The organism is Neotamlana sargassicola (assembly GCF_020523965.1).
Taxonomy (GTDB): Bacteria; Bacteroidota; Bacteroidia; order Flavobacteriales; family Flavobacteriaceae; genus Neotamlana; species Neotamlana sargassicola.
In genome coordinates, this window is record NZ_JAJAPX010000007.1 from 17,230 (window position 1) to 42,730 (window position 25,501).

A 25,501-nucleotide genomic window follows, 5' to 3' on the forward strand; every position below is an offset into this window, starting at 1 on the left:
TAGTTTTATTTAGTTTTCCAGAAAGTGCGAGATTTAATCTTGCACTTTTTTTATAAACAGGGTTTTAATTCGTAAATTGCCTCGCTTGTTTTAAGTAATAAACTAATTAATAATAAATTTAAACAAACTAAAAAATGAAAGTAACAGTTGTTGGTGCTGGAGCAGTAGGTGCAAGTTGTGCAGAGTATATCGCAATTAAAGATTTTGCCTCAGAAGTTGTATTATTAGACATTAAAGAAGGTTTTGCCGAAGGTAAAGCTATGGATTTAATGCAAACGGCTTCTTTAAATGGATTCGATACCAAAATTACAGGTGTAACTAACGATTATTCTAAAACTGCAAATAGTGATATTTGTGTAATTACTTCTGGTATTCCTCGTAAACCAGGGATGACTCGTGAAGAGTTAATTGGTATTAATGCAGGTATAGTAAAAGCCGTATCTACAAGTTTATTAGAGCATTCTCCAAACATGATTCTTATTGTGGTTAGTAACCCAATGGATACCATGACATATTTAGCTCATAAATCTTTAAACATGCCAAAGCATAAAATTATTGGTATGGGAGGCGCTTTAGATTCTGCACGTTTTAAATACAGATTAGCCGAAGCATTAGAATCGCCAATTAGCGATGTTGATGGTATGGTAATCGGTGGACATAGCGATAAAGGTATGGTGCCATTAACAAGTCATGCTACAAGAAACAGTATTAAAGTTTCTGAGTTCTTAAGCGAAGAGCGTTTAGAGCAAGTTGCTGCCGATACTAAAGTAGGTGGTGCAACTTTAACTGGTTTATTAGGAACTTCGGCTTGGTATGCTCCAGGTGCTGCAGTAAGTGGTTTAGTTCAAGCCATTGCTTGCGACCAAAAGAAAATGTTCCCATGTTCTACTTACTTAGAAGGAGAATACGGATTAAGCGATATTTGTATTGGTGTGCCGGTAATTTTAGGTAAAAACGGAATTGAAAAAATAGTTGACGTTCCGTTAAGTGATGCCGAAAAAGCACATATGCAAGCTAGTGCAGAAGGTGTTAAGAAAACCAATGGTTTATTAGATGTGTAACCTTTAATTTAACACATTTTTATATATTTAATAAAGACTGTAGAAATACAGTCTTTATTTTTTTATATTTGCCCGATGTTTAAAAAACACTACATAAGTATATTAGTTGTTGTTCTGTCTGTTTTGGGTATGGTTTCGCAAAAGCAAAACCTACAGCCAAACCAAGAGATATTGGTGCAATTTTCTAACCATACTTTAGAAAGTGTTGCTGTCGATCAGGTTGTTTCGGCTATTAAACAACAGTTAATTACTTTAGGAGTTCAAGAGGTTGAGGTAAAAAAAGAAGCTTCAGGGGCTTTACGTATTTCTTATTTTAGTAAAGCTGCCGTTTCTCAAATAAAGGCTAGTTTACAAACCAATGGAGATTTAGAAATAAATTTCAACAGCACTTCAAAATCAAATCCAGATAAAGGTCCTTTAAAAACTTATGATTTAGCGTACGATTTTGATGTTTACGAAATTCAAAAATCAAAGCATTCAGGTTGGGATTTTAATGCTGTAAATATTTCAGCTTTCGATACAAAAAGCGATATTTATACAAATACCAATGGTTTTGCCATTGTTTTTACTCTAAAAAACGAAAACCCGATTGCTCAAAAACGCATAAAGGCAAGTCAATATATAGCACTCGCTGTACAACATATTTCACATAAAATTCCCGAAGTTAGAGCAGGCCCTTTTTGTGTGTAAATCTTCCTAAAAAAACACAAAGCTTTCATCAATTAAAAAGCTAAAAATCTAAATTAAATTATTACAATCATATCCATTTTAAGTGGATAATTAACACCCAAAAATTATAAAACATGCAAAATAAAGGACTAGTAAGGTTGTTTGCTATTTTATTTGGTTTGGTAAGTATTTATCAGTTGTCTTTCACATTTAAAGCCAACCAAATAGAAAATGAAGCCGAAGAAATAGCCATTAATAAAATTTCGGATACCGAAGATGATTACCGTGCAAAACGTAGTCAAGAAGAAGCAAATTATTTACAAGAAATTGCTACCGATACCGTATTTAACTTAGGCGTTGCCAAGTTTACTTATAACGAAGTAAAATCGAAGGCCATGAATTTAGGTTTAGACCTAAAAGGTGGTATTAACGTGATTCTTCAAGTTAGTGTAAAAGACATCTTAAAAGGATTGTCTAACAATACTAACGACCCTGTTTTTAATAAAGCTTTAGAAGATGCAACCGAACTTCAAAAAAATAGTCAGAACACCTATTTAGAAGATTTCTTTGTAGCTTTTGATGCCATTAAAGGCGATACAAAATTAGCCTCTCCAGATATTTTTTACACCAAACAATTAGATGGTGAAATCGATGGAAGTATGAGTGACGATGAGGTAAAAAGCATTATCGAAACTAAAATCGATGAGTCTATTGTTTCTGCATTCGAAGTATTACGTAAACGTATTGATGAGTTTGGAGTAACCTCTCCAAATATTCAACGTTTAGGAACTTCAGGGAGAATTCTTGTAGAATTACCTGGTGTAAAAGATGTAGAAAGAGCAACATCTCTTTTACAAAGTACAGCGCAATTAGAGTTTTGGGATGCTTATAAAGGTGAGTCATTTTACCAATTTATCGATCAAGCAAACAATGTTTTAAAAGATCTTGTTGAAGATGAAACTGCTGTTGCAGAAGTTGAGCCACAAGATGAAGAAGACGCTACCGATGCTCAAATTGACGATTTATTAGGTGATGCCGAAACCGATTCTACGGCTGTGGCAACACAAAATAATCCTTTAGGAAACTTAATTAAAGGTTTAGGATATCCTGGCGGACCAATATTAGCACAATTTTCTATTCAAGATAAAGATAAAGTACTTGAATATTTAAACATGCCAGAGGTACGTGCGTTACTTCCTGCAGAGCGTCGTTATACTAAGTTTGCCTTTGGGAAACCAGAAAAAGGTAGCGAAGTTGTTGGGCTTTATGCTTTAGCGGGTAACCGCGAAAATACGCCACAATTAAGTGGGGCTGTTGTGGTTGATGCTCGTAATGAGTTTGGACCAACAGGTAAACCAGAAGTATCTATGCAAATGAATGCAAAGGGTGCTAAAATCTGGGAAGAAATGACGGGTAATGCTTATGCTAACCAAAGCCAAATTGCCATTGTTTTAGATAACGTGGTGTATTCTGCTCCTGGTGTTACTACTGGGCCAATTGCTGGTGGAAATTCTTCAATTTCTGGTAGTTTTACACTAAACGAAGCGATAGATTTAGCAAATGTTTTACGTGCTGGTAAATTACCTGCATCGGCCGATATTATTCAAAGTGAAGTTGTTGGGCCATCATTAGGTAAAGAAGCTATCGAGAGTGGAACAACTTCATTTATGATAGCCCTTGTTTTAGTGTTAGTTTGGATGATTTTATACTACGGAAAAGCCGGTGGTTTTGCCGATATTGCAATGTTGTTAAACATTTTATTAATCTTCGGAATTTTATCTGGTTTAGGAGCAGTTTTAACGCTTCCTGGTATTGCAGGTATCGTATTAACAATTGGTATGTCGGTTGATGCGAACGTACTTATTTTCGAGCGTATTCGTGAAGAATTAACTAAAGGGAAAGGGCAAAAAGAAGCTGTCGATGATGGATTTAGTAATGCTTTATCTTCAATTTTAGATGCTAACATTACTACTGGTCTTACTGCATTAATTCTGTTTATTTTTGGTACAGGCCCAATTAAAGGTTTCGCAACAACCTTATTAATTGGTATCGGAACATCGTTATTTACTGCTATTTTTATTACCAGATTATCTATCGATTGGTACTCTAATAAAGGTGGTAAATTATTGTTTGCAACGGGTGTTACTAAAAATCTTTTCAGAAACATTAATATTGAATTCTTAAAGAAGCGTAAAGTCGCTTACATCATTTCTGCTGCATTTATTTTGGTAAGTTTAATTTCTTTATTTACTAATAGCTTAGATCAAGGTGTTGACTTTGTTGGTGGTAGAACATACCAAGTGCGTTTTGCTCAAGATGTTAGCGCTTCAGAAATTACCGATTTATTATCGCAACCAGATGTGTTTAACAGTGCCGATGCCAAAACATTTGGTGAATCTAATCAGTTAAAAATTACAACTAAATTTAAGGTTAACGAAACTGGTGCTGAGGCCGATGAAGCTATTCGTCAAACACTTTACAATGCATTACAGCCTTATTTAGAAGGCGTAACTTACGAAGATTTTATTAACGAAGCGAGCGAAAAAACCGTTGGTTTAATGAAGTACTACAAAGTTAGTCCTACCATTGCCGATGATATTAAACAAGCATCATTCTGGGCTATTTTAGGGTCTTTAATTGTAGTATTCTTATATATTTTATTCCGTTTTAAAAAGTGGCAATATTCATTAGGAGCGGTAGTTGCTGTATTCCACGATGTATTAATTGTACTTGGTGTATTCTCGTTAACATATAAGTTTATGCCATTTAGTATGGAAATCGATCAAGCTTTTATTGCCGCTATATTAACGGTAATTGGTTATTCGTTAAACGATACCGTGGTTGTGTTCGATAGAATTCGTGAATTCTTTAACGAGCATACAAACTGGAAGTTCGAAAAAGTTGTAAACACATCGTTAAGCAGTACATTAAGCAGAACTTTAAATACATCGCTTACAACTTTAGTGGTGTTATTGGCAATCTTTATTTTTGGTGGAGATTCTATTAGAGGATTTATGTTTGCATTAATAGTAGGTGTTATTGTTGGTACATATTCATCATTATTTATTGCAACTCCAATAATGTACGATACGGTTCAAAAACTAGAAGATAAAAAGAAGAAAAAAGAATAATTTATTTTTCTTTATAAGACTAAGCCCGTCATGAAAATGATGGGCTTTTTTATTGAGTTATATTTGTTTTTTGGAGTGATTTTGAGGCATTATAAATTTCTTATCGTTACAAATTCGCTTCGTTACTTTGCGCAAATCCACTTGAAGTGACGTCAGCTTCGATTTAAGTAAAAGCGTCAGTTCGAGTGATTCCGAGGTACGAGGAATTGTATCGAGAACCAATCAATCTTCAAGTTCTTATTTCCTCATTTAAAATAAATAATGATTAAATTCAAAAAAAAATTAAGTACTAAGCAACCTTTTTAAAAAAAATAGCGTCTGTATAAATAGAAAGCGAAATGAAACCTTTTTTGAAAGTTATACAATTACATAAAAACGAAAATCAGCTTATTAAGCGAGCGATTAAAAATAATCGTGAGGCACAGCATGTTTTGTTTGAATTGTATGCGCCAAAAATGTTAAGCGTTTGTCGTTATTATGTAAAAGATTTACAGCATGCCGAAAGTGTTATGCTCGACGGATTTTTTAAAGTGTTCACCAATTTATCAAACTTTAAAAACCAAGGTAGTTTTGAAGGTTGGATTCGTAAAATAATGATTAGGCAAGCCATTTCCTTTTTAAGGCAGCAAAAAAAGTTAGAATTTTCGGTTGATGATATGGGAATTCATGATAATTCCGAAAATAATATAAATACAAATATAGAAGTCAGTCAAATTCAAGAATTAATTGACGAATTGCCAGAAGGTTACAAAATAGTATTTGTAATGTATGCCATTGAAGGGTATAAGCATCAAGAAATAGCAGAGTTATTAAATATTTCGTTGGGCACTTCAAAATCACAATTATTTAAAGCACGAAAAATGCTTCAAGACAAAATTTTAAAAATTAATAATACTACAAGTTATGGCGCCATATAAATATGAAGAGGAGTTTAAAAGCAAGCTTGAAAAGCGCAGTTTACAGCCATCGGTAAATGCTTGGGAAAAGCTTTCAAATCGTTTGGATAAAGAAGAAAAACAAACCAGTAAAAAACTGTATTGGTGGTTGGGTGTTGCCGCTAGTTTGGTTGGTGTAGCTTTAATAGCAACTCAGTTTTTTAATACCGAAACAGGAGTTAAAATTGATGATGAAACAATAGAAATTGTAACACAGCAAGAAGAATTACAGCTCGAAAAAATAGATGATGCAACAATTCCTGAAGCTGTTGAAAACAATGATGAACCGGTAAATGTAAAACCTTCAATTAATACGCCTAAAATTAAAAAACTAAAGCCGGCTATTTTAGTTGAAGTGCCAAAAACAGCTATCGCGAAAGTAGATTCTATTGATGAAATAAAAACAATAACGCCAATACAACCCAAGGCATTATTAAGTTTTGAAGAACAAAAAATACAAACTGTTGTTGCTCAAATAAAAATATTAAATGAGACGCAGGAAGTTACAGAAGCCGATATTGATGCGCTTTTAAAACAAGCACAACGAGATATACAATTAAGTAAATTAATAAATAGCGAAACCGGAGTTGTAGATGCTAATAGTTTGCTTCAAGACGTTGAAGCAGAATTAGATCAAACGTTTAGAATGCGTGTTTTTGAGGCTATAAAAGATAGTTACGTTACGGTAAAAACTGCAGTTGCCCAACGTAACGAATAAATTTCAGCGAAAGCGAAAATTATAATTATTACAAGTTAAATTCAATCAAATTAAATCAATAATTAGATACTGAAATGACTTCAGTATTTTCAAAAAACGAACAGTTATGCAAACTATTACAAAATGTTTAGCGTTTTTAGCGCTATGGTTAAGTACGCAATTAATTAATGCGCAAGACAGTACTCAGGTGTCGTCAAATCAAATTAAAATTGAAGCTTTAAAACTAGAGAAAAAGAAAGTTCAAGAACAAGAACGAGCATTGTTAAAAGCTAAAGTTGAAGCTATAAATACTAAACTAGAAAAAGGAGAAATTACAAGTACAGAGGCCGAAACCTTAAAAAAAGAGGCTGCAAAAAAACATGCTTTAAATATAGAAAGCAGAATGGCTATTGTAGATAGTAAAATAGATTTACTGGCAAGAAACGACAACGATTATGGCGTAAAAATACATGACGATGAAATTAATATTCTTAGAATTGGCACCGATGAAAACACTAGCGACGATTTGGTTTATGTTGGAAAGCCAAGTAATGATAAGCCTAGAATTTATGACAAACGAACATCTAACGATTTCGTTATTGCTTTTGGGCAAAATAATGCACTTATTGATGGTGAAAGCCTTAACGATTCACCATACAAAATAGGAGGTTCACGATTTTTCGAAATTGGTTGGGCGTGGAAAACACGTGTGTTTAAAAACACTAATTTTTTACGATTAAAATATGGGCTTTCTGTACAAATGAATGGCTTAAAACCTGAAGGAAATCGATATTTTGTAAATCAAAACGATAACATTGTACTAGAGGAATTTCCGTATGAACTTGACAAATCTAAACTAACAGTTTATAATTTTGTTGCTCCAATACATTTTGAATTTGGGCCTTCAAAAAAAATAGAAAAAGACGATTATTTTAGATATTCTACTACCAAGAAATTAAAATTTGGAATTGGTGGTTATGGCGGATTTAATATAGGTGCTCGACAAAAACTGAAGTACGACCTTGACGGTGACAACAAAAAAGAGAAACAAAAAGGTAATTTTAATACTACCAAATTAGTTTACGGTTTAAGCGCTTATATTGGTTTTGATGATTTAGCGTTTTATGCAAAATACGATTTGTCTCCAATTTTTAACGATCAAGTTATTAGTCAAAACAACATTTCGTTAGGTGTTAGGTTCGATATTAATTAAAATAAAAAAGCTGTCTTGTAAGTGTTTAATCAGCACTTGCTAAGACAGCTTTTTTAATGTTAATTGAATTTAAAACTCGCGTTTACCAAATTCACTATCTATAAATTTCGATTTGTTTTTACCATTTTTAAAGGTGTACGACAGGTTTAGTAAAACCATATCGACTTCGTAAATGTAATTTGTGGTGGTGTAAAATTCACCCGTTCTGTAGGTGGTTATACGTTGTTCGTTTGTGTCGAGCAAGCCCATATCTATATTTTGCCATTGTAAAGTAGCGGTTAATCTATCGTTTAAAAATGATTTTTGAAATGTTAAGTTTGGTGAATAATAACGCGAATCTTCACCTTGAGCTGTTATTCTTTCAGATAAATAATTAAAAGTAAATTGCAACGAAGCGTTCTGCCAGAATTTGTAATTAGCATTCAAGTTAACAGAATACATGGTGGCATCGCTATCTACAGGCATGGCATCAAACTCACCATCAATGTTGTAATTATAAACGTTTGCGCCTATAAAAGCGTTAAAGTTTTTTGTGGGCTTTAATTGTGCACCAATTTCAAGGCCTACGGCTTTTGCATTACCAACATTGGAATAAATTCTATTTAAAATGGTATCGTTATAAACCGTATTTACACGATTTACCAAGTTTTTTACCGAGCGATAATAACCTGTCGCGAAAATAGAGTTACCACCTTTTATTTTTTTAGTAATACCAAGTTCTACTAAATCTATAAATTCAGGTTTAAGTTCTGGGTCACCTTGTTCTAAAGTTTCAGAGTGTTCACGTTCAGGAAACGGATTCATTTTAAAGGTTGTTGTACGTTCTACACGCTTGCTATATGCTGCTTTAATATTGGTTTTGTCGTTAATTTCGTATTGCAACGATGCCGAAGGATATAGTTTTGTGAAATCGTAGTTGTAGGTTTCATCAATGGTTCCTGCTTTATCTTTTAGCTCTAAAGTTCTGTCCATAACTTCAACTCGGGCGCCAGCGCTATAACTCCATTTGTTTTGTTGTCCAGTAAATTGAGTATAAACCGAATGTATAGAACGTTGTAAGTTTACTTCGCTCGAAAATTCAGGAACTAAAATGAAATCATCATTAAAATCGGTTCTTCTTTCGTAAACAAAATCGCCAGTATGGTCTAAATTTCGGTATTGGTAACCTGTTTCTAAAATACCTAGTTTAAAAGGTTTAAAGCTGTAATCAACTTGAAAACGCATACCGTTAAGCGGGTTGTCGTTAGTGTTGTATTCATCTTGATATAGTATAGAATTATCTGGAAACCCTAAATTCTGATTTACAGTTGGTCCGCCTAAAAGGGTGTATTCATATAAAAATGAAGTAGATAATTGGGCGCTGTTTTTAAACGTATGCGTGTAATCGAAACTTCCTAAAGCAAAATCGCTGTTGCGTTCTCGAAGGTTGTGATTAAAGTATTGGAAGGTGTACAGTCGGTTAGTTTCATCATCTAAATCAACGGCATGATTATCAAAATATACAATATCTGCCAAACGTGCTTTGTTGCGTTTACCGGCAAAAAAGCCTAATGAAAATACGTTTGTGCTGTCTGGAGTAAAATCAACCGTAAAACGTCCGCTATAATTTTCTTCATCAAAACTACGCTCGCCAGTCGATGGAAATTGCGTTTTAATGTTATCAATAATGGTAAAAACATCGCCTTCACGTCTTCCGCCAAGGTCGTTACGCTGGTAACTAGCGCCTAAGGAAATGTTCCATTTTTCATTTTGAATGTTATAAGTAGCGTCTAACCCATAGCGTTGGTGGTATTTGTCGTTATCGTAGGTCTCAATAGAAGGAAAACCACCTTTAAGGTTTATTTGTCCATAAGCGCCATTTGTTGCGCCTTTTTTAGTAATTATATTTAAAATACCTGCTTTACCTTCAGGATCGTATTTTGCTGATGGTGCTGTAATCACTTCAACACGTTCTATGGCATTTGCAGGTAATTGAGCAATTAGCGAACTGGCATTCCCTTGAACGGGTTTGCCGTTTAGTAAAACCACAAATCCAGAGCTTCCGCGTACGCTAATATCACCTTGTCCATCTATGCTAACCGATGGTAAGTTTTTAATAACATCGATACCACTTCCGCCTTGAGCGTTTTTAAACTTTTGAGCATCAAAAACTTGTCGGTCTATTTTATTAACAACTGCAGCACGTTCGGCTTCAACTACAACTTCGTTAAGGTTGTTTCCTAAACTTAGTTTTATAGTTCCTAAGTTTTTAGTTGCATTTGAAATTTCAATATTTTTTATGGTTCTTACTTGGTAACCAATAAATGAAGCTTCCAGGTAATAGCTGCCTTTTTTTATGTTTTCAATTTTAAAAGCACCATTTAAATTGGTAATAACACCAGTTATTAATTCTTGATTGTTATGGTTGTAAAGGGCTACCGTAGCGTATTCTAACGGCGCATTGTTTTCGTCTACTATTTTGCCTGTAATTTGGGAAAATGCATAAGTATAAAATAATAGACTTGCGAATAATAAGTTTAGTTTTAATTTCATTGGTTGTGATTGTTATTGGTGCAATTTACAATCATCAATTTACATATGCTTAACGATTAGTAAATAATTGTTTTTTGTTTAATGAATAGTGGAATAAATAAAAGCATTTTAAATTATTTCCATTTTAGTCAAGCATTTTAGAAAATTTGAAAAGTGCTTCTGTATTTAATATGGCAATTTTGCAGTATGAAAAAGATAACAAACTTCGGAATATTTACAATACTATTAGTAAGTAGTTTAACCATAATGGTAGGCACAGTAATTGCGCCAGCATTATCGGGTATTGTAGAACATAGAAATTTAGGGTTTTCACCTAGTTGGTTAATTACGTTGCCATCGTTAGGTGTGGTTTTGTTTGCACCTTTAATTGGTAGATTATTACCCAAATTAGGCAGCTTAAAATTATTAAGTTTAGGTTTGGTGCCTTACGCTATTTTAGGTGTAATAGGTGCGTTTATTAGCAACGATTATATTTTAATTTTAGATAGAATTTTACTGGGTGGCGCAACAGTGGCAGTTCAAGTTTCGATAACCGGTTATATAGCCGATTGTTTTACAGGAGAAACCAGAATGAAAATGATTGCATGGCAAGGTATGGCCATAGAATTAGGCGGCGTCGTTTTTTTAGCTATTGGCGGAATTTTAGGAGAAATAAACTGGCAATTTCCATTTTATATATACTTAATTGCGCTATTGTGTTTGGTATTTGTATTGAAGACTTTACCAAAGCCAGAAATAACCAGTAGTACAGAAAAAATCACTACTGAAACACCCAAAACTAATAAAAACAGAGTTAAACTAATTTTTATAGCATCGCTTTTAGCCATGATGTTGTTTTTTGTTGGTTTTGTAACCTTGCCACTGTATTTACCACAAACCTTTGAGTTTACAGAGTCTGTAACAGGTTATTTTATGGCTTCAATTTCGCTAGTTGCAATTATAACAGCTAGCCAGATGCCGCGAATGGTAAAACTTTTAGGGGATGGAAAAACACTAGTTTTTGGATTCCTATTTTTTATGCTAGGCTACTTGGTATTAGCAACAACTGCTAGTATTCCGTTTTTGGTTTTAACCGTTATTTTTATAGGTGTTGGCTTCGGTTTTACCATTCCGTTGTTAAACCACATGATGGTTGAGGCAAGCACAGCGAAAACACAAGGCAAAAATTTAGGTTTGTTTTCAATGGGCGTTTTTGGTGGGCAATTTTTATCTACGTTTATCGAGTATGTTTCGCACGATTATAAAGCCATTTATGCAGTTGCCGTTGGTTTGGCTTTAATTATTGCAAGTGCTATGCTCTTTATGTTTATAAATGTTACCAAAAAATAAACTTGATTAAATTCTTTTTACTTTTGAGGTTTTAAAGCCTTAAAAGTAAATGCCATTACCTGGTTGGGAAAATAAAATTCTGTTATCCGATAATTTTGAAAGTAATAACGATTTACTCTCAGGAAACTCTATGGGTATTTATTTTGAGTTTAAAGACCGCCAATTAATTATTCATTTTAAGCCATTAAATGAAGTTTTTAAAGCTGAAGTATTTCAAGCTAACAAAGGTTTTTTACTGAATTTTGAGCGTGATTTAATTGATGAAGATGATATTGAATATGCTTTAGATGTGATGTCGCTTTTTAATAAATATCCAGAATTTATTATAAATGAAGCTGATAAAATTGAGCAAATAAATAAAGTTGTTTTTCTTTTGAAGCAGGAGTTTTATAGCGAAACAGCATCATACGTTATGCTAAAAACATTGTTAAAGGTGTTGCTTTTACATTTAATACGTTACCAAAACAACAATTTTTTAGAGCAAGATTTAAATCAGAATCGAGTATTTACTTTTCTTGAACTTATGGAAACGCATTTTTTACAAGAAACCAATGCCGAATTTTATGCCAACCAAATAGGAGTAAGTGTAAAGCGTTTAAATCAAATTTTAAAAGAAAAATTAAATCTTACCGCCGTACAAATCATAAAACAACGACAGGTTACCGAAGCCAAACGTATGTTGGTAAAAAGCAATATTACAACTAAAGAGTTGGCCTTTAAACTAGGTTTCGATTCTTTAAGTAGCTTTTCTCGTTTTTTTAAACAAAATGTGGGTGTAAGTCCTTCAAGTTTTAAAAGTAGTTCTTAATAATTTATCAATTACACTTTAAAATACACTTATTCGGTTTTATATTTTTTAAATGAAGCTGGTAATAGGAAATAATTAGTCATCTGTAAATATAATTGTATTCATTAATTAATAAAATAAGCGATGCGTCGTTAACTTTTTCTATTTTTGCAAAATATTTCAGATAAAGAAATGTATCTTAATCAGTATTAAGCTGTTTTATATAACAAAGATATGAGTAACATAGTAGCCATTGTAGGAAGACCAAATGTAGGGAAATCAACGTTTTTTAATCGTTTAATACAACGTCGAGAAGCTATTGTTGATGCTGTTAGTGGTGTAACGCGCGACAGACATTACGGGAAAAGTGATTGGAATGGAAAAGAGTTTTCGTTAATCGATACAGGTGGTTATGTTGTTGGAAGCGACGATATTTTTGAAGCTGAAATTGATAAGCAAGTAGAATTAGCTATCGATGAAGCCGATGCGATTATTTTTATGGTCGATGTTGAAGATGGTGTTACCGGAATGGACGAAGATGTAGCAAACTTACTTCGAAAGGTAAAAAAGCCCGTATTTTTAGTTGTAAATAAAGTAGATAACGGTAAACGCGCCGAAGATGCTGTAGAATTTTACGCTTTAGGTTTAGGCGATTATTACACTATTGCCAGTATAAATGGAAGCGGAACAGGGGATTTATTAGATGCTTTAGTTGAAGCTTTACCAGAAAAAGAAGAAGAGGTTATTGAAAACGAATTGCCACGTTTTGCTGTGGTTGGTCGCCCAAATGCTGGAAAATCGTCATTTATAAACGCTTTAATTGGTGAAGATCGATATATTGTTACAGATATTGCTGGAACTACAAGAGACTCCATAGATACAAAATACAACCGTTTCGGGTTCGAGTTTAACTTAGTGGATACCGCCGGAATTCGCCGTAAAGCTAAAGTTAAAGAAGATTTAGAGTTTTACTCTGTAATGCGCAGTGTTCGTGCTATAGAACATGCCGATGTGTGTTTGGTAGTTTTAGATGCCAATAGAGGTTTCGACGGGCAAGTGCAAAACATTTTTTGGTTAGCCGAGCGTAACCGAAAAGGTATTGTTATTCTGGTTAATAAATGGGATTTAGTAGAAAAAGATCATAAGTCGGTTAAAGATTACGAAAAAGCCATTCGAAAGCAAATAGAACCATTTACCGACGTACCAATTATTTTTATTTCAGCACTTACTAAACAACGTATTTTTAAAGCGATAGAAACGGCTGTTGAGGTTTATAAAAACCGAAGTAAAAAAATTAAAACGAGTAAATTAAACGAAATTTTACTGCCAATAATAGAGCATTATCCGCCACCTGCGTACAAAGGTAAATTTGTTAAAATTAAGTACATTATGCAGTTGCCAACACCACAACCGCAATTTGCATTTTTCTGTAATTTACCACAGTATGTAAAAGATCCTTACAGACGATTTTTAGAAAATAAATTACGCGAACATTTCGATTTTAACGGGGTGCCAATTTCGGTTTATATGCGCAAAAAGTAATTTTCCTACTTTTTAACAGTTTGCTAACATTTTTAGGTTGCTTGTTTTGAGTATCTTACAACTCTAAATCAATCAATCAAAAAACAATTATGCACAAATTATTATTTGTAGTAGCATTTTGGTGTTGCTTTTTATCTTTTAGTCAATCTAGACATTTTCAAATTTCAGGAAAAATAATTTCAGAAGAAGAAAAAGTACCTCTTGAGGCAGCAACCGTTCATTTAGAAACGATTAAAGACAGTAGTTTAGTAACCTATACCATTTCCAATAATAATGGCAGCTTTATTTTAAAAGACGAAACCTATCAAAAATCGTTAAACTTGTTTGTGTCTTATGTAGGTTATCAAACTTATAAAAAAGAAATTCTTATAAATAAGTCCGAAATAAATTTAGGTACAATTAATTTAGCTGTAAGCTCGAATGCTTTAGATGAGGTGCTTATAAAAACATCGGCGCCGGTTACTATAAAAAAAGACACTTTGGAGTTTAATGTAAGTTCCTTTAAAACAAAAAAAGATGCTACCGTTGAAGATTTATTAAAACAATTGCCTGGTGTAGAAATAGATGACGAAGGCAAAATAAAAGTAAATGGCAAAGAAGTTAATGAAATTTTGGTTAATGGTAAGCCCTTTTTTGGTAGTGATCCTTCCATTACCACCAAAAACTTAACTAAAGATATCATTGAGAAAATTCAAGTTGTAGATACTAAAACTAAAAGTGAAGCTTTTACAGGAGAGGAAGGCGACTCCGAAAATAAAACCATTAATTTAACCATAAAAGAAGAAAATAATAAAGGTGTTTTCGGTCGAGTTTCGGCAGGAGCTGGTACCGATAAACGCTATGAGTTTGCTGGCATGTTTAATCATTTTGACAACGACCAGCGATTAAGTGTTTTGGTTGGTGGCAATAATATAAACTCTCCGGGATTTAGTTTTGGCGAAATCGAAAAAATGTTTGGCGGTGGCAATTCATGGTTTAATGGTGACGGAGGTTTTAGTATTAATGGTAGGCAATTTGGCGGTGGCGAAGGTTTAACAACCTCAAGGTTAGGCGGTGCAAATTACGCCGATTCATTTGGAGATAAAACCGAGTTTTCTTCCGATTATTTTTACTCTGGAAGTAGTTCAGAGAACGATAAATTATCAGAGCGAGAAGTTATTTTATCCGATTCTCGGTATTATGTTAATTCCAATTCTAGTTCGTTAAGCGAAACCGATAGCCATTCGTTTAATAGCGATTTGGAGGTTAAAATAGATAGTACTTTCATGATTAATATAAAACCATCTTTTTCGTTTACAAAAACTAAAACCGAATATACAAGTAATGATAAAACGTTAGACGAAGATTTAAATCTAACAAACCAATCTAATGTTGGTTCTTTTGTAGAAAACAATCTTAATAGCTTCTCAAATGCTATTAGTGCAACCAAAAAGTTTGGAAGCAAAGGAGCCTTTTTAAGATTTAATTTTAACAATAAAATATCTAAAACTGAAGGCGACGATTATATTAATTCTTTATCTGAAGTAATTGGAAGTAATCCAGAAACTATTGAAAGAAAACAATTGGCAAACAATAATAATAAGTCTAACGATTTTTCGAGTAAAGTACGTTACCGTTGGCCAATAATAGCCAAAAAGCTATTTGTAAATTTCGATTACGAATACCAATATAATAAGGATGAAAACCTAAAAAGTACTTTCGATTTTGATGATGAAACCAATGGTTATACAAGCTTTAACGAAGACCAAAGTACCAATTTTAAATATACCGATATAAAAAGTGCACCAGGCGCGGAATTAAGTTATAGAGCCGATAAATTATCTACCCGAATGGGTGTGAATTATGTGTTTAGAACCCTAAAAAATTTCGACGAATTAAGACCACAGTTTAATGTTGAACGCGAATTTAAAGCCTTAGAGTTAAATACAAATTTTAACTATAAATTTAGCGAAAAAGCTTCAGTGTACTCCAGTTATCGTTTAACTAATAGGCCGCCTGCGATACGTTTTTTACAGGCGTTTACCGATATTTCAAATCCGTTAAATATCATAATGGGTAACCCAAATTTAAAACCTACTAACGAAAATAGATTTTATATAAATTTCAATGCTTATAATTGGCAAGAACGTACGGGGTTTTATTTGTATGCTAGTGTTACCTCGTTTAACAATGCCGTGGTGTCTAAATCTACTATAGATGCTGAAACACTTACCAGAACCACAACTTACGAAAATGTTAATGGTAACACAAACGGGTATTTTGGTTTAGATTATAGCAAAAGCGTAAAGCTAGACTCCATACGTTCTGTTCGATTTAAATTAGGAGCATGGTCTAATTTAAGAAAAAACATAAATTTTAATAACGACGTAAAATATGCTAGCAACAGTTTAACGTTAACACCAAATTTAGGAATCGATTTTATCATTAAAGATGTGTTTGAGTTTAAACCACGATATAGAATTGGTTTAACAAATACAAAATATGATCTAGATGATTTCGAGGATGTTAAATTTACGTCGCACAATTTATTATTACGCACTGGCTTTTTTCTTCCAAAGGGTCTCGAATGGCGTAATGATGTTACTTATACGTATAACCCTAATGTGTCCGATGAATTTCAAAAAAGTGCTTGGTTTTTTAATTCTACCGTGAGTTATTCTGTATTAAAAGATAAAGGTTTAATAAGTTTAAAAGTGTACGATTTGCTTAATCAGAATACGAATGCTGTGCGAACGGCAACACAAGATTATATTGAAGATGCCCAAAGTACGGTATTGCGGCAGTATTTTATGCTAAGTTTTAGTTGGAAATTTAATAGTCTTGGTTCAAAAGGAGAAACGGGTGGTAACGGGCCGTATTTTATAGATTAATAAAGTTTTAATCAATTTTTAAAGTTGTATTATCGATAGTAATTACTCTTAATTTTGAGGGGAAAGTAAAAATATTGTAAGCCAGTTTTTCATTCGATAAATAAAGTGTGTCGCTGTTTCCGTTGCTTTCTACAAAACAAATGCCTTCAACTTGATTCCCAAACGGAATAAAATTTTCAATTTTTGAAACCGTACTATTTTTAAAAATATCGAGGTTAGTGGGTGCTGTAATATTTAGATTAGTTATTTCTAATAAAAAAGGAATAATTTGGTCTTTGTTATAGCCCGATAAATATAGCTTATTCGAGTTTACTAAATCGGCGCCTGTAATGAGCCCTTGCGCTTTGAAATTACTTACTTTTTGTGCCTGGTGAGTGCCAATAGTTTTAGGCAGCGCATAAACGTCTACCTCATTATTTTCCCAGTTTTTTGTAAAAATTAATAAGTAGTCATTATAAACTACAAAAGCTTCAGCATCCCAGTTATTGTTATTTAATTTTGAAGTGAAATCGGTTTGGTTTACGTAAGAGTAGTTTATGGTTTCGGCGTTAACACTCGTGTTTGTATTAAAATCGGTTTTGAGTATTCGGTAAAATTTTAAGTTTCTTCTGTTACCAAAATTGTTGCCTATATCGCCAATGTAAATATATTTCTCGTCTTGCGATAAATCTTCCCAGTCGGTATTTGTGGCATTATTAATTACTACAGTTCTGGCAATGTTACCATTGGAGGTGTCAATTTCATATAAGGCAGGATTATTACCACTATCGTTATGGGTAATAACTTTATTGTTGTAAAAAAGTAAGCCGGACGTTTCTTCAATAGCTTGGGTTAAAATGCACTTTTCTGATGTAGTTACTGTTTGAGCATTTATTTGATAAATAACAAAACACAAAAATAAAGTTAGATAGCGATTCATAATTTGGGTTTAATTATCAGAAAAGATATTAAAATATGTACTATTTAAATTACCATCCGCCAGAGGCACCGCCACCGCCGCCCATGCCGCCACCGAAGCCGCCGCCAAAACCGCCTCCACCAAAGCCGCCGCCACCAAAACCTCCGCCTGAGCCACCCCAGCCAGAAGAACCACGACGGTAATTACCACGTCCCATATTGCTTAAAATTATGGCTTCAAGCAAATCGGTTCCTGCGCTTCTGTTGCCACGGTTATTACCGCCTCCGCGTTTATTTTTGGAAATGGAAATGATGATGATGATAAAGATGAAAAAGAGAATAAAAATAACACCAATAGGAATGCCACCCGAAGAGTTGCTTTGTCGCGTACCTTGATATTCGCCACTTAACACTTCAAAAATAGCATCGGCACCACGGTTTAATCCACCATAAAAATCATTTTGCTTAAAATAGGGGATTATGTCGCGCTCAATAATGCGTTTACTCATGGCATCGGTAAGTAAATGTTCTACACCGTAACCCGTGTTTATGGCAATGCGTCTATCGGCATTTGCTAAAATTATTAAAACGCCATTGTCTTTTCCTTTTTGCCCAATACCCCATTTTGTTAACCAATTAGCTCCAAGAAAATTAATGTTTTCGCCATTGGTTGAGTTTATAATAGCAATTACAATTTGTGTAGAAGTCGTGTCGGAATATTTTATAAGCTTTTGTTCTAAACTGCTTTTTTGAGATGATGATAGCAGGTTTTCGTAATCGTAAACGCTGGTTTGAAAACTTGGTTTTTCAGGAATATCAAATTGAGCAAAGCTAAAATTTAAGCTCGCTAAAAATAGAATTATAGTTAAAACCGATTTAGAAAACCATGTGACCATTGTAGACTGCGACTGCTTATTACTTTTTGGATACTGCATACTAAACCTATCCTTTAGAGATTTCGTTAGTAAGTTCGTTAATATCATCATCAGAATAAGGAAAATGTTTTTTTAGTTGTTCGCCAGATTTTAATATACCATCTATCAAACCTTGTTTAAATCGACCTTGTTTAAAATGCGACTGGATTACATTTTTCGTGCTATCCCAAAAATTAGCTTCAACCACATCGTTAATCCCTTTATCTCCGTAAATAACAAAGTTTTTATCGTTTACAGCTACATAAATTAGCACCGCATTTTGCAGTTTGGTGTTATCCATTTTTAAATCATGGAAAACAGTTAAAGCACGTTCGGTAGCATCACCATTTGCGGTTTTTTCAATGTGTACGCGAATTTCACCCGACGTGTTTAATTCGGCAGTTCTAATGGCATCAACAATGTCTTGTTCTTCATCAGCAGAAAGGAAAGCTTCAATTTTCGACATTAAAATTCAACTTTTGGTGCGTTTTCGCTTCCTGGAGCACTTTTAAATCGCGCCATTTCTTCAAAACCAAATAATCCGGCAAGTAACTTTCCAGGGAATTTTGTAGTGAATTTATCGTATTCGTTTACAGCAGCATTGTAACGGTTACGCTCCACATTAATGCGGTTTTCTGTGCCTTCTAATTGCGATTGTAATTCTAAAAAGCTTTTATCGGCTTTTAACTCTGGGTAACGCTCTACGGTTAATAATAATTTTGATAGTGCGCCCGTTAAGCCTTGTTGTGCTTGCTGAAATTGAGCTACCGTTTCTGGTGTTAAATTATTAGCATCAATAGTTGTTTTCGTAGCTTCACTTCTTGCTTTTATTACACCTTCTAACGTTTCTTTTTCGTGTGCAGCATATCCTTTTACGGTCGATACTAGGTTAGGAATTAAATCAGCACGACGTTGGTAAGCACTCTCCACGTTAGACCATGCTGTTTTGGCATCAGCTTCATATTCTACAGCAGTATTGTTAAAACCTTTAGCCCAAGAGTAAATACCTAATACAACAATGGCAATAATAATTAACGGTAAAAATTTTTTCATAATGTTATAGTTGTTTTTATGCGTGTTTAATAGTTAGATACAAAAGTTTTAAAAAAGTTACATGTATCTCTACAAATTTTCTTTTAACTTAAGTAACTGGCTTTTTATGTTTTCTAATTTACTAACAATTTCGAACGTGTTTAACGCTTGCTTTTTTTCTTCTTTTAAATGTGTTTTTGCACCTTCAAGTGTAAAGCCACGTTCTTTTACCAAATGATAAATAAACTTAAGGTTTTTTATGTCGTCTGGTGTGAATTTACGGTTACCTTTTGCGTTTTTTTTAGGTTTTAAAACATCAAATTCTTTTTCCCAAAATCGAATTAAAGAGGTGTTTACTCCAAAAGCTTTGGCAACTTCACCAATGCTGTAATAACGTTTGTCGGGTAAATTAATTTGCATTAGTCTAACGATTGGTTTTCTAATGAGGCGTGTTCAAGCATTTTATTAAATTCTTCGGCTGTTAAACTACCGTAATAAAAATTAATAGGGTTAATACGTTGTCCGTCTTTAAAGACTTCGTAATGCAAATGCGGTGCTTCCGAACGTCCTGTACTTCCCACAAAACCTATTAAATCGCCACGTTTTACTTTTTGGTTTTTACGCACGTTGTATTTATATAAATGTGCATACAAACTTATGTAGCCATACCCATGATCTATTCTTATGTGGTTACCATACCCCGACGAGTTACTATCGGCACGAGCCACAACGCCATCGCCAGAAGCGTAAATTGGCGTGCCACGAGGAGCGGTAAAATCCATTCCCCAATGCATTTTTCTAACCTTGGTAAATGGGTCCGATCGCATGCCGTATCCCGAAGCCATTCGTGTTAAATCCTCATTACTTACAGGTTGTATGGCAGGAATTGCAGCCAAAAGTTTTTCTTTTTCTTCGGCTAGTTTAGCAATTTCATCAAGCGATCTCGATTGTACAACTATTTGTTTTTGTAAAATATCTAAGCGTTTGTTGCTTTCTATGATAAGTTTCGAGTTGTCAAAACCTTCTAAATTACTATAACGGTTAATACCGCCAAAGCCCGCTTTTCGTTGCTCGTCTGGTATTGGGTTGGCCTCAAAATAAACCCGGTAAATGTTGTTGTCTCTGTCGGCAATATTATTTAAAACGGCCTCAGCTTGTTGCATTTTTTTGTTAAGTAAGCCATACTGTAATTGCATGTTTTGCAACTCGCGTTTTAAGGCACGTTCTTTAGGCGACTCTACATACTGGCTCGATATAAAAACCATAATAAAGGCAAAAAAGGCCGATGCCAATAAAAATATAAAGGTATATTTAAAAGCAGTGGCTTTTTTGCGTTCAATTTTTTTATAGGAAAGTGATTCGGAATCGTAATAATATTTTACCTTACTCATGTCGCAATTTATGCTATTTTTGCACTTTATTTATTTGGAAATTAAAAAGCCTAAATTAAATTTACGCTTAGTTTAGTCGTAACAAACGAGTAAATATAAAAATTGTTTTCTAATAAATATAATTTAACAAAACAGTAACTATTTTAAGTTGATGAAATCTCAAGACGTTCGAGCCAAATTTTTAAGTTTTTTTGAAGATAAAAAGCATGCCATTGTACCATCGGCACCTATGGTTGTTAAAAACGATCCAACCTTAATGTTTGTAAATGCCGGTATGGTACCGTTTAAAGAATATTTTTTAGGAAACACTAAAGCCAAAAATAATAGAGTAACCGATACGCAAAAATGTTTGCGAGTATCTGGAAAACATAACGATTTAGAAGAAGTTGGTTACGATACGTATCATCACACATTATTTGAAATGTTGGGTAACTGGAGCTTTGGCGATTATTTTAAAGAAGAAGCCATAGCTTGGGCTTGGGAATTACTTACCGAAGTTTATAAAATAGATAAAGATATTTTATATGTTACGGTTTTTGAAGGTGATGAAGCAGATGGAACAGAAATGGATACTGAAGCATACGATATTTGGAAAAAATATATTGCCGAAGACCGCATTTTAAAAGGAAATAAAAAAGATAATTTCTGGGAAATGGGCGATCAAGGACCTTGTGGCCCGTGTAGCGAAATACATGTTGATATTCGTTCTGCTGAAGAAAAAGCAAAAATCTCAGGTAAAGAATTGGTAAACGAAGATCATCCGCAAGTGGTTGAAATTTGGAACCTAGTTTTCATGCAATACAACCGAAAAGCTAACGGAACGCTTGTTGAGTTGCCGAATAAACATATTGATACCGGTATGGGCTTCGAGCGTTTGTGTATGGTGTTACAAGGCGTACAATCTAACTACGATACCGATGTTTTTATACCTTTAATTAGAGAGATTGAAACCATAACAAATACAAAATATGGCGCTACAAAAACTGAAAATAATGAGGTTGATGTTGCTATTCGTGTAATTTCAGATCACGTTCGCGCCGTAGCATTTTCCATAGCCGATGGTCAATTGCCAAGTAATACTGGAGCGGGTTACGTAATTCGTAGAATTTTACGTCGTGCTGTGCGTTACGGTTTTACATTTTTAAATAAACAAGAACCGTTTATCTACAAATTAGTAAGTGTTTTAAGTGAAAAAATGGGAGATGCTTTCCCAGAAATGGTGGCTCAAAAACAATTAGTTGAAAACGTAATTAAAGAAGAAGAACAATCATTTTTACGAACTTTAGATCAAGGTTTAGTACTGTTAAACAAAATAGTTGAAGACACTAAAGGAAGTACGGTTTCTGGTGAAAAAGCTTTCGAATTGTATGATACTTACGGGTTTCCAATCGATTTAACCGCGCTAATTTTATCTGAAAAAGATTTAAAACTAGATGAAAAAGGTTTTGAAGCAGAATTACAAAAACAAAAAGATAGATCGCGTGCAGCGAGCGAAACTAGTGCAGACGATTGGACAATTTTAATTGATGATACTACTGAAGAATTTATTGGTTACGATGCACTCGAAGCTAATGTTAAAATAACTAAATACCGTAAAACAACATCTAAAAAAGATGGTGATATGTATCAATTGGTATTTAATTTAACACCTTTTTACGCAGAAGGTGGCGGACAAGTAGGCGATAAAGGGTATTTAGAAGATGCACATGGCGATGTGGTTTATATTTTAAATACTAAAAAAGAAAACAACGTTATTGTTCATTTCACAAAGAATTTACCAAAGCATTTAAACGAAAGTTTTAAGGCCGTGGTTAACGAGAGCGAACGTTATAAAACCGAATGTAACCATACCGCAACACACTTATTACACCAAGCTTTACGTGAAATTTTAGGAACACATGTCGAGCAAAAAGGAAGTGCTGTAAATGCTAAACAATTACGATTCGATTTTTCACATTTTTCTAAATTAACCGAAGAAGAATTAACCGATGTTGAAGCCTTTGTAAATGCAAGAATTTCGGAGAAATTAAGTTTGGATGAAAAACGAAATGTGCCAAAGGAAGAAGCTATTGCCGATGGCGCTATGAGTTTGTTTGGCGAAAAATATGGTGATACCGTTCGTTCAATTCGTTTTGGGCAATCTATTGAGCTTTGTGGCGGAACTCACGTAAAAAACACGAGCGATATTTGGCATTTTAAAATCGTATCAGAAGGTGCGGTTGCATCTGGTATTCGTCGTATAGAAGCCATTACTAATGAAGCTGCTCAAACTTATTTTATTGAAAATAGCAAGGTGTATTCAGAAATGAAAGCTTTGTTGAATAACACCAAAGAACCTGTAAAAGCTCTTGAAACATTACAAGAAGAAAACGCCAGTTTAAAAAAGCAAATAGAAAGTTTATTAAAAGATAAAGCTAAAAACATAAAAGGCGAATTAAAAAGCGAAATTACCCAAGTTAATGGAGTAAACTTTTTAGCCAAAAAATTAGATTTAGATACAGCAGGTTTAAAAGACGTTGCTTTCGAGTTGGGTGGAGAAACCAATAATTTATTTTTATTATTTGGTAGCGAAAAAGAAGGAAAAGCATTTTTAACTTGTTATATCTCAAAAGAGCTTGTTGCTGAAAAAGATTTAAACGCAGGTCAAGTAGTTCGTGAATTAGGTAAATTAATTCAAGGCGGTGGCGGCGGCCAGCCGTTTTTTGCAACAGCAGGAGGAAGAAAACCAGATGGTATTGTTGAAGCTCTTGAAAAGGCGAAGGAGTATATTAGCTAAAACCAATGTTTTTAGAATAGCTGAGTTTTTAAATAAGAATTAATGTCATCCCGAACGCGTTTCGGGATTTCATTTTAATTATGAATCTACAAACCAAAATACAATTTAAAAAACAGTCTAATAACCTCATAGACTATAATTCTAATATTTTGTTGCTAGGATCTTGTTTTTCAGAAAATGTTGGAGATAAGCTAGAGTATTTTAAATTTAAAAACCTCCAAAACCCATTTGGTATTTTATTTCATCCTAAAGCGATTGAAGTCTTAATTACGGATGCTTTAAACAATAAACTATATACCGATAATGATGTGTTTTTCCATAATGAGCAATGGCATTGTTTTAACGTACATTCTAAGTTAAGTAATACTTCAAAAGAAGAATTAATTCGATATTTAAATCATAAGCTTCAACAAACAAAAAACCAATTACAAACAGCATCTCATATTGTTATTACCTTGGGAACAGCTTGGGTTTATCGTTTAATAGAAAACAATTCAATAGTAGCTAATTGCCATAAAATTCCGCAAAAAAATTTTAAAAAGGAACTCTTGTCTGTTCAAAATGTTTCAGAATCACTTCAAAACATAATAAATCAAATCCGTACGGTAAACAAAGATGCTTCAATTATATTTACGGTGTCTCCGGTGCGTCATTTAAAAGATGGATTTATGGAAAACACTCGAAGTAAGTCGCATTTAATTTCAGCTATTCATCAAGTTATTAACGCGCAATCTGCAAATAAAATAGGATCAACTAACTATTTTCCTTCTTTTGAGATTATGATGGACGAACTTCGTGATTACCGATTTTACAACGACGATATGTTGCACCCTAACCAACTTGCTATCAATTATATTTGGGAGAAATTTATGTTGGTTTGGATTGATGAGTCGTCTTACAAAACCATGGATTTAGTTGATGGTATTCAAAAAGGATTGTTACATAAACCGTTTAATCCTAAAGCGGAAGCGCATAAAAAATTTCTAAAAAATCTTCAAAAAAAAATAGAAATGCTTGAAAGTCAATTTACCCATGTAAGCTTTTAGTTTACCGTGTAAAACTTCTAATTTTTTTCTTTTAATCTCAAGTTTATTTATTAAAAATACGCAATTTGTCGTATTGATTTCACTTACCTAAAGTTGCAATTTTGACCTGTTATTAACAATTAAAAATTCAACAATGAGACAATTAAAACAATTTATGGCTTTAGTAATGGTGAGTGCATCATTAATGTTTAATTCGTGTTCAACCAGCGACGATGGTGGCGATGGCGGTAATGCACCACAAGGTATATTAGTTGCAAAAGTTGATGGTACGAGTTACAAGTCTTGGGAAATTTCATCATCGGCAACGGTGGCAAACAACGGTAATAACCTTATTATTATTGCGACAAATAGCGATGGTAATGCCTTTTCTATTAGCATTTTTGGCTACGAAGGTGCTGGTAAAACCTATGAGTTTGATGGTACAACATTAGGGCCATTTAACACGGTGTCTTACACGCAAACCGATGTAAATTTAAGCAACCCTACGGCTTCAACTACTAAAATTTGGAGCGCGCCTTACGAGGATGCGGTGGCAGGCACCGTTTCAATATCCGAAGAAACAGATACACATGTTAAAGGAACGTTTTCTTTTACTGCGAAAAATACAGACGACGATTCTGTGATTACAGTTACCGAAGGTTCTTTTAATTTAAATAAACAAACTTCCTAAAAAATATTA

At 33.7% G+C, this 25,501-nt stretch carries 20 protein-coding genes; 13 read left to right on the forward strand and 7 right to left on the reverse strand.

Going from position 1 to position 25,501, the window contains the following annotated elements; all coding sequences use genetic code 11:
- Positions 1-134: 134 nt before the first annotated feature.
- From mdh to LG651_RS15090, 6 genes are all read left to right on the forward strand, one after another.
- Positions 135-1,061: a malate dehydrogenase gene (gene mdh / locus LG651_RS15065; protein ID WP_226696938.1), complete on the forward strand. Its 927-nt coding sequence runs from the start codon at positions 135-137 to the stop codon at positions 1,059-1,061.
- Positions 1,062-1,136: 75 nt separating this feature from the next.
- Positions 1,137-1,751 carry a hypothetical protein gene (locus LG651_RS15070; protein ID WP_226696939.1) on the forward strand — a complete coding sequence of 205 codons (615 nt, stop codon included), beginning with the start codon at positions 1,137-1,139 and terminating at the stop codon, positions 1,749-1,751.
- Positions 1,752-1,864: 113 nt separating this feature from the next.
- Positions 1,865-4,861 carry a protein translocase subunit SecDF gene (gene secDF / locus LG651_RS15075; RefSeq protein WP_226696940.1) on the forward strand — a complete coding sequence of 999 codons (2,997 nt, stop codon included), beginning with the start codon at positions 1,865-1,867 and terminating at the stop codon, positions 4,859-4,861.
- Between the two features lie 338 nt (positions 4,862-5,199).
- A complete protein-coding gene (locus tag LG651_RS15080) occupies positions 5,200-5,778 on the forward strand; it encodes an RNA polymerase sigma factor (RefSeq protein WP_226696941.1) in 579 nt (192 codons plus the stop codon).
- Positions 5,765-6,514 carry a hypothetical protein gene (locus LG651_RS15085; RefSeq protein ID WP_226696942.1) on the forward strand — a complete coding sequence of 250 codons (750 nt, stop codon included), beginning with the start codon at positions 5,765-5,767 and terminating at the stop codon, positions 6,512-6,514. The genes LG651_RS15080 and LG651_RS15085 overlap by 14 nt, the downstream gene beginning before the upstream one ends.
- A gap of 106 nt (positions 6,515-6,620) precedes the next feature.
- A complete protein-coding gene (locus LG651_RS15090; RefSeq protein ID WP_226696943.1) occupies positions 6,621-7,706 on the forward strand; it encodes a protein bicaudal D homolog in 1,086 nt (361 codons plus the stop codon).
- Positions 7,707-7,775: 69 nt separating this feature from the next.
- Here the strand turns inward: LG651_RS15090 and LG651_RS15095 are convergent, their stop codons facing one another.
- Positions 7,776-10,238, reverse strand: a complete 2,463-nt coding sequence (locus LG651_RS15095) for an outer membrane beta-barrel family protein (protein WP_226696944.1) — start codon at positions 10,236-10,238, stop codon at positions 7,776-7,778.
- 186 nt (positions 10,239-10,424) lie between these two features.
- Here LG651_RS15095 and LG651_RS15100 point away from each other — a divergent pair, with 186 nt between their 5' ends.
- The 4 genes from LG651_RS15100 (at position 10,425) to LG651_RS15115 (ending at position 16,766) form a co-directional block, all read left to right on the forward strand.
- A complete protein-coding gene (locus LG651_RS15100) occupies positions 10,425-11,567 on the forward strand; it encodes an MFS transporter (RefSeq protein WP_226696945.1) in 1,143 nt (380 codons plus the stop codon).
- A 49-nt stretch (positions 11,568-11,616) separates the two neighbouring features.
- Complete coding sequence (locus LG651_RS15105) at positions 11,617-12,375, forward strand: helix-turn-helix domain-containing protein (RefSeq protein WP_226696946.1); 759 nt, start codon at positions 11,617-11,619, stop codon at positions 12,373-12,375.
- A 213-nt stretch (positions 12,376-12,588) separates the two neighbouring features.
- Positions 12,589-13,896, forward strand: coding sequence for a ribosome biogenesis GTPase Der (gene der, locus LG651_RS15110; RefSeq protein ID WP_226696947.1), 1,308 nt, complete (start codon positions 12,589-12,591; stop codon positions 13,894-13,896).
- A gap of 89 nt (positions 13,897-13,985) precedes the next feature.
- Positions 13,986-16,766, forward strand: a complete 2,781-nt coding sequence (locus tag LG651_RS15115; RefSeq protein WP_226696948.1) for an outer membrane beta-barrel protein — start codon at positions 13,986-13,988, stop codon at positions 16,764-16,766.
- Positions 16,767-16,773: 7 nt separating this feature from the next.
- On the opposite strand, the gene LG651_RS15120 is transcribed toward LG651_RS15115, so the two are convergent.
- The 6 genes from LG651_RS15120 to LG651_RS15145 form a co-directional block, all read right to left on the reverse strand.
- On the reverse strand, positions 16,774-17,685 hold the full coding sequence (locus tag LG651_RS15120; protein WP_226696949.1) for a hypothetical protein: 912 nt from the start codon (positions 17,683-17,685) through the stop codon (positions 16,774-16,776).
- Between the two features lie 49 nt (positions 17,686-17,734).
- Positions 17,735-18,559, reverse strand: coding sequence for a TPM domain-containing protein (locus LG651_RS15125; protein WP_226696980.1), 825 nt, complete (start codon positions 18,557-18,559; stop codon positions 17,735-17,737).
- Between the two features lie 46 nt (positions 18,560-18,605).
- Positions 18,606-19,043 (reverse strand): TPM domain-containing protein, encoded by a 438-nt coding sequence (locus LG651_RS15130; protein WP_226696950.1) that lies wholly within the window; start codon positions 19,041-19,043, stop codon positions 18,606-18,608.
- Complete coding sequence (locus LG651_RS15135) at positions 19,043-19,630, reverse strand: LemA family protein (protein WP_044626642.1); 588 nt, start codon at positions 19,628-19,630, stop codon at positions 19,043-19,045. The genes LG651_RS15130 and LG651_RS15135 overlap by 1 nt, the downstream gene beginning before the upstream one ends.
- Positions 19,631-19,699: 69 nt before the next feature.
- Entirely contained in the window at positions 19,700-20,029 is a 330-nt protein-coding gene (locus LG651_RS15140) for a MerR family transcriptional regulator (RefSeq protein ID WP_226696951.1), read from the reverse strand.
- Positions 20,029-21,000 carry a M23 family metallopeptidase gene (locus LG651_RS15145; protein ID WP_226696952.1) on the reverse strand — a complete coding sequence of 324 codons (972 nt, stop codon included), beginning with the start codon at positions 20,998-21,000 and terminating at the stop codon, positions 20,029-20,031. Before LG651_RS15145 ends, LG651_RS15140 begins: the two co-directional genes overlap by 1 nt.
- Before the next feature lie 151 nt (positions 21,001-21,151).
- Here LG651_RS15145 and alaS point away from each other — a divergent pair, with 151 nt between their 5' ends.
- The 3 genes from alaS (at position 21,152) to LG651_RS15160 (ending at position 25,492) form a co-directional block, all read left to right on the forward strand.
- The gene (gene alaS / locus LG651_RS15150; RefSeq protein ID WP_226696953.1) at positions 21,152-23,776 is read left to right on the forward strand and encodes an alanine--tRNA ligase; all 2,625 of its coding nucleotides are present in this window, start codon (positions 21,152-21,154) and stop codon (positions 23,774-23,776) included.
- An 80-nt stretch (positions 23,777-23,856) separates the two neighbouring features.
- Positions 23,857-24,822 carry a GSCFA domain-containing protein gene (locus LG651_RS15155; protein ID WP_226696954.1) on the forward strand — a complete coding sequence of 322 codons (966 nt, stop codon included), beginning with the start codon at positions 23,857-23,859 and terminating at the stop codon, positions 24,820-24,822.
- Between the two features lie 133 nt (positions 24,823-24,955).
- On the forward strand, positions 24,956-25,492 hold the full coding sequence (locus tag LG651_RS15160) for a DUF6252 family protein (protein ID WP_226696955.1): 537 nt from the start codon (positions 24,956-24,958) through the stop codon (positions 25,490-25,492).
- Positions 25,493-25,501: the final 9 nt, after the last annotated feature.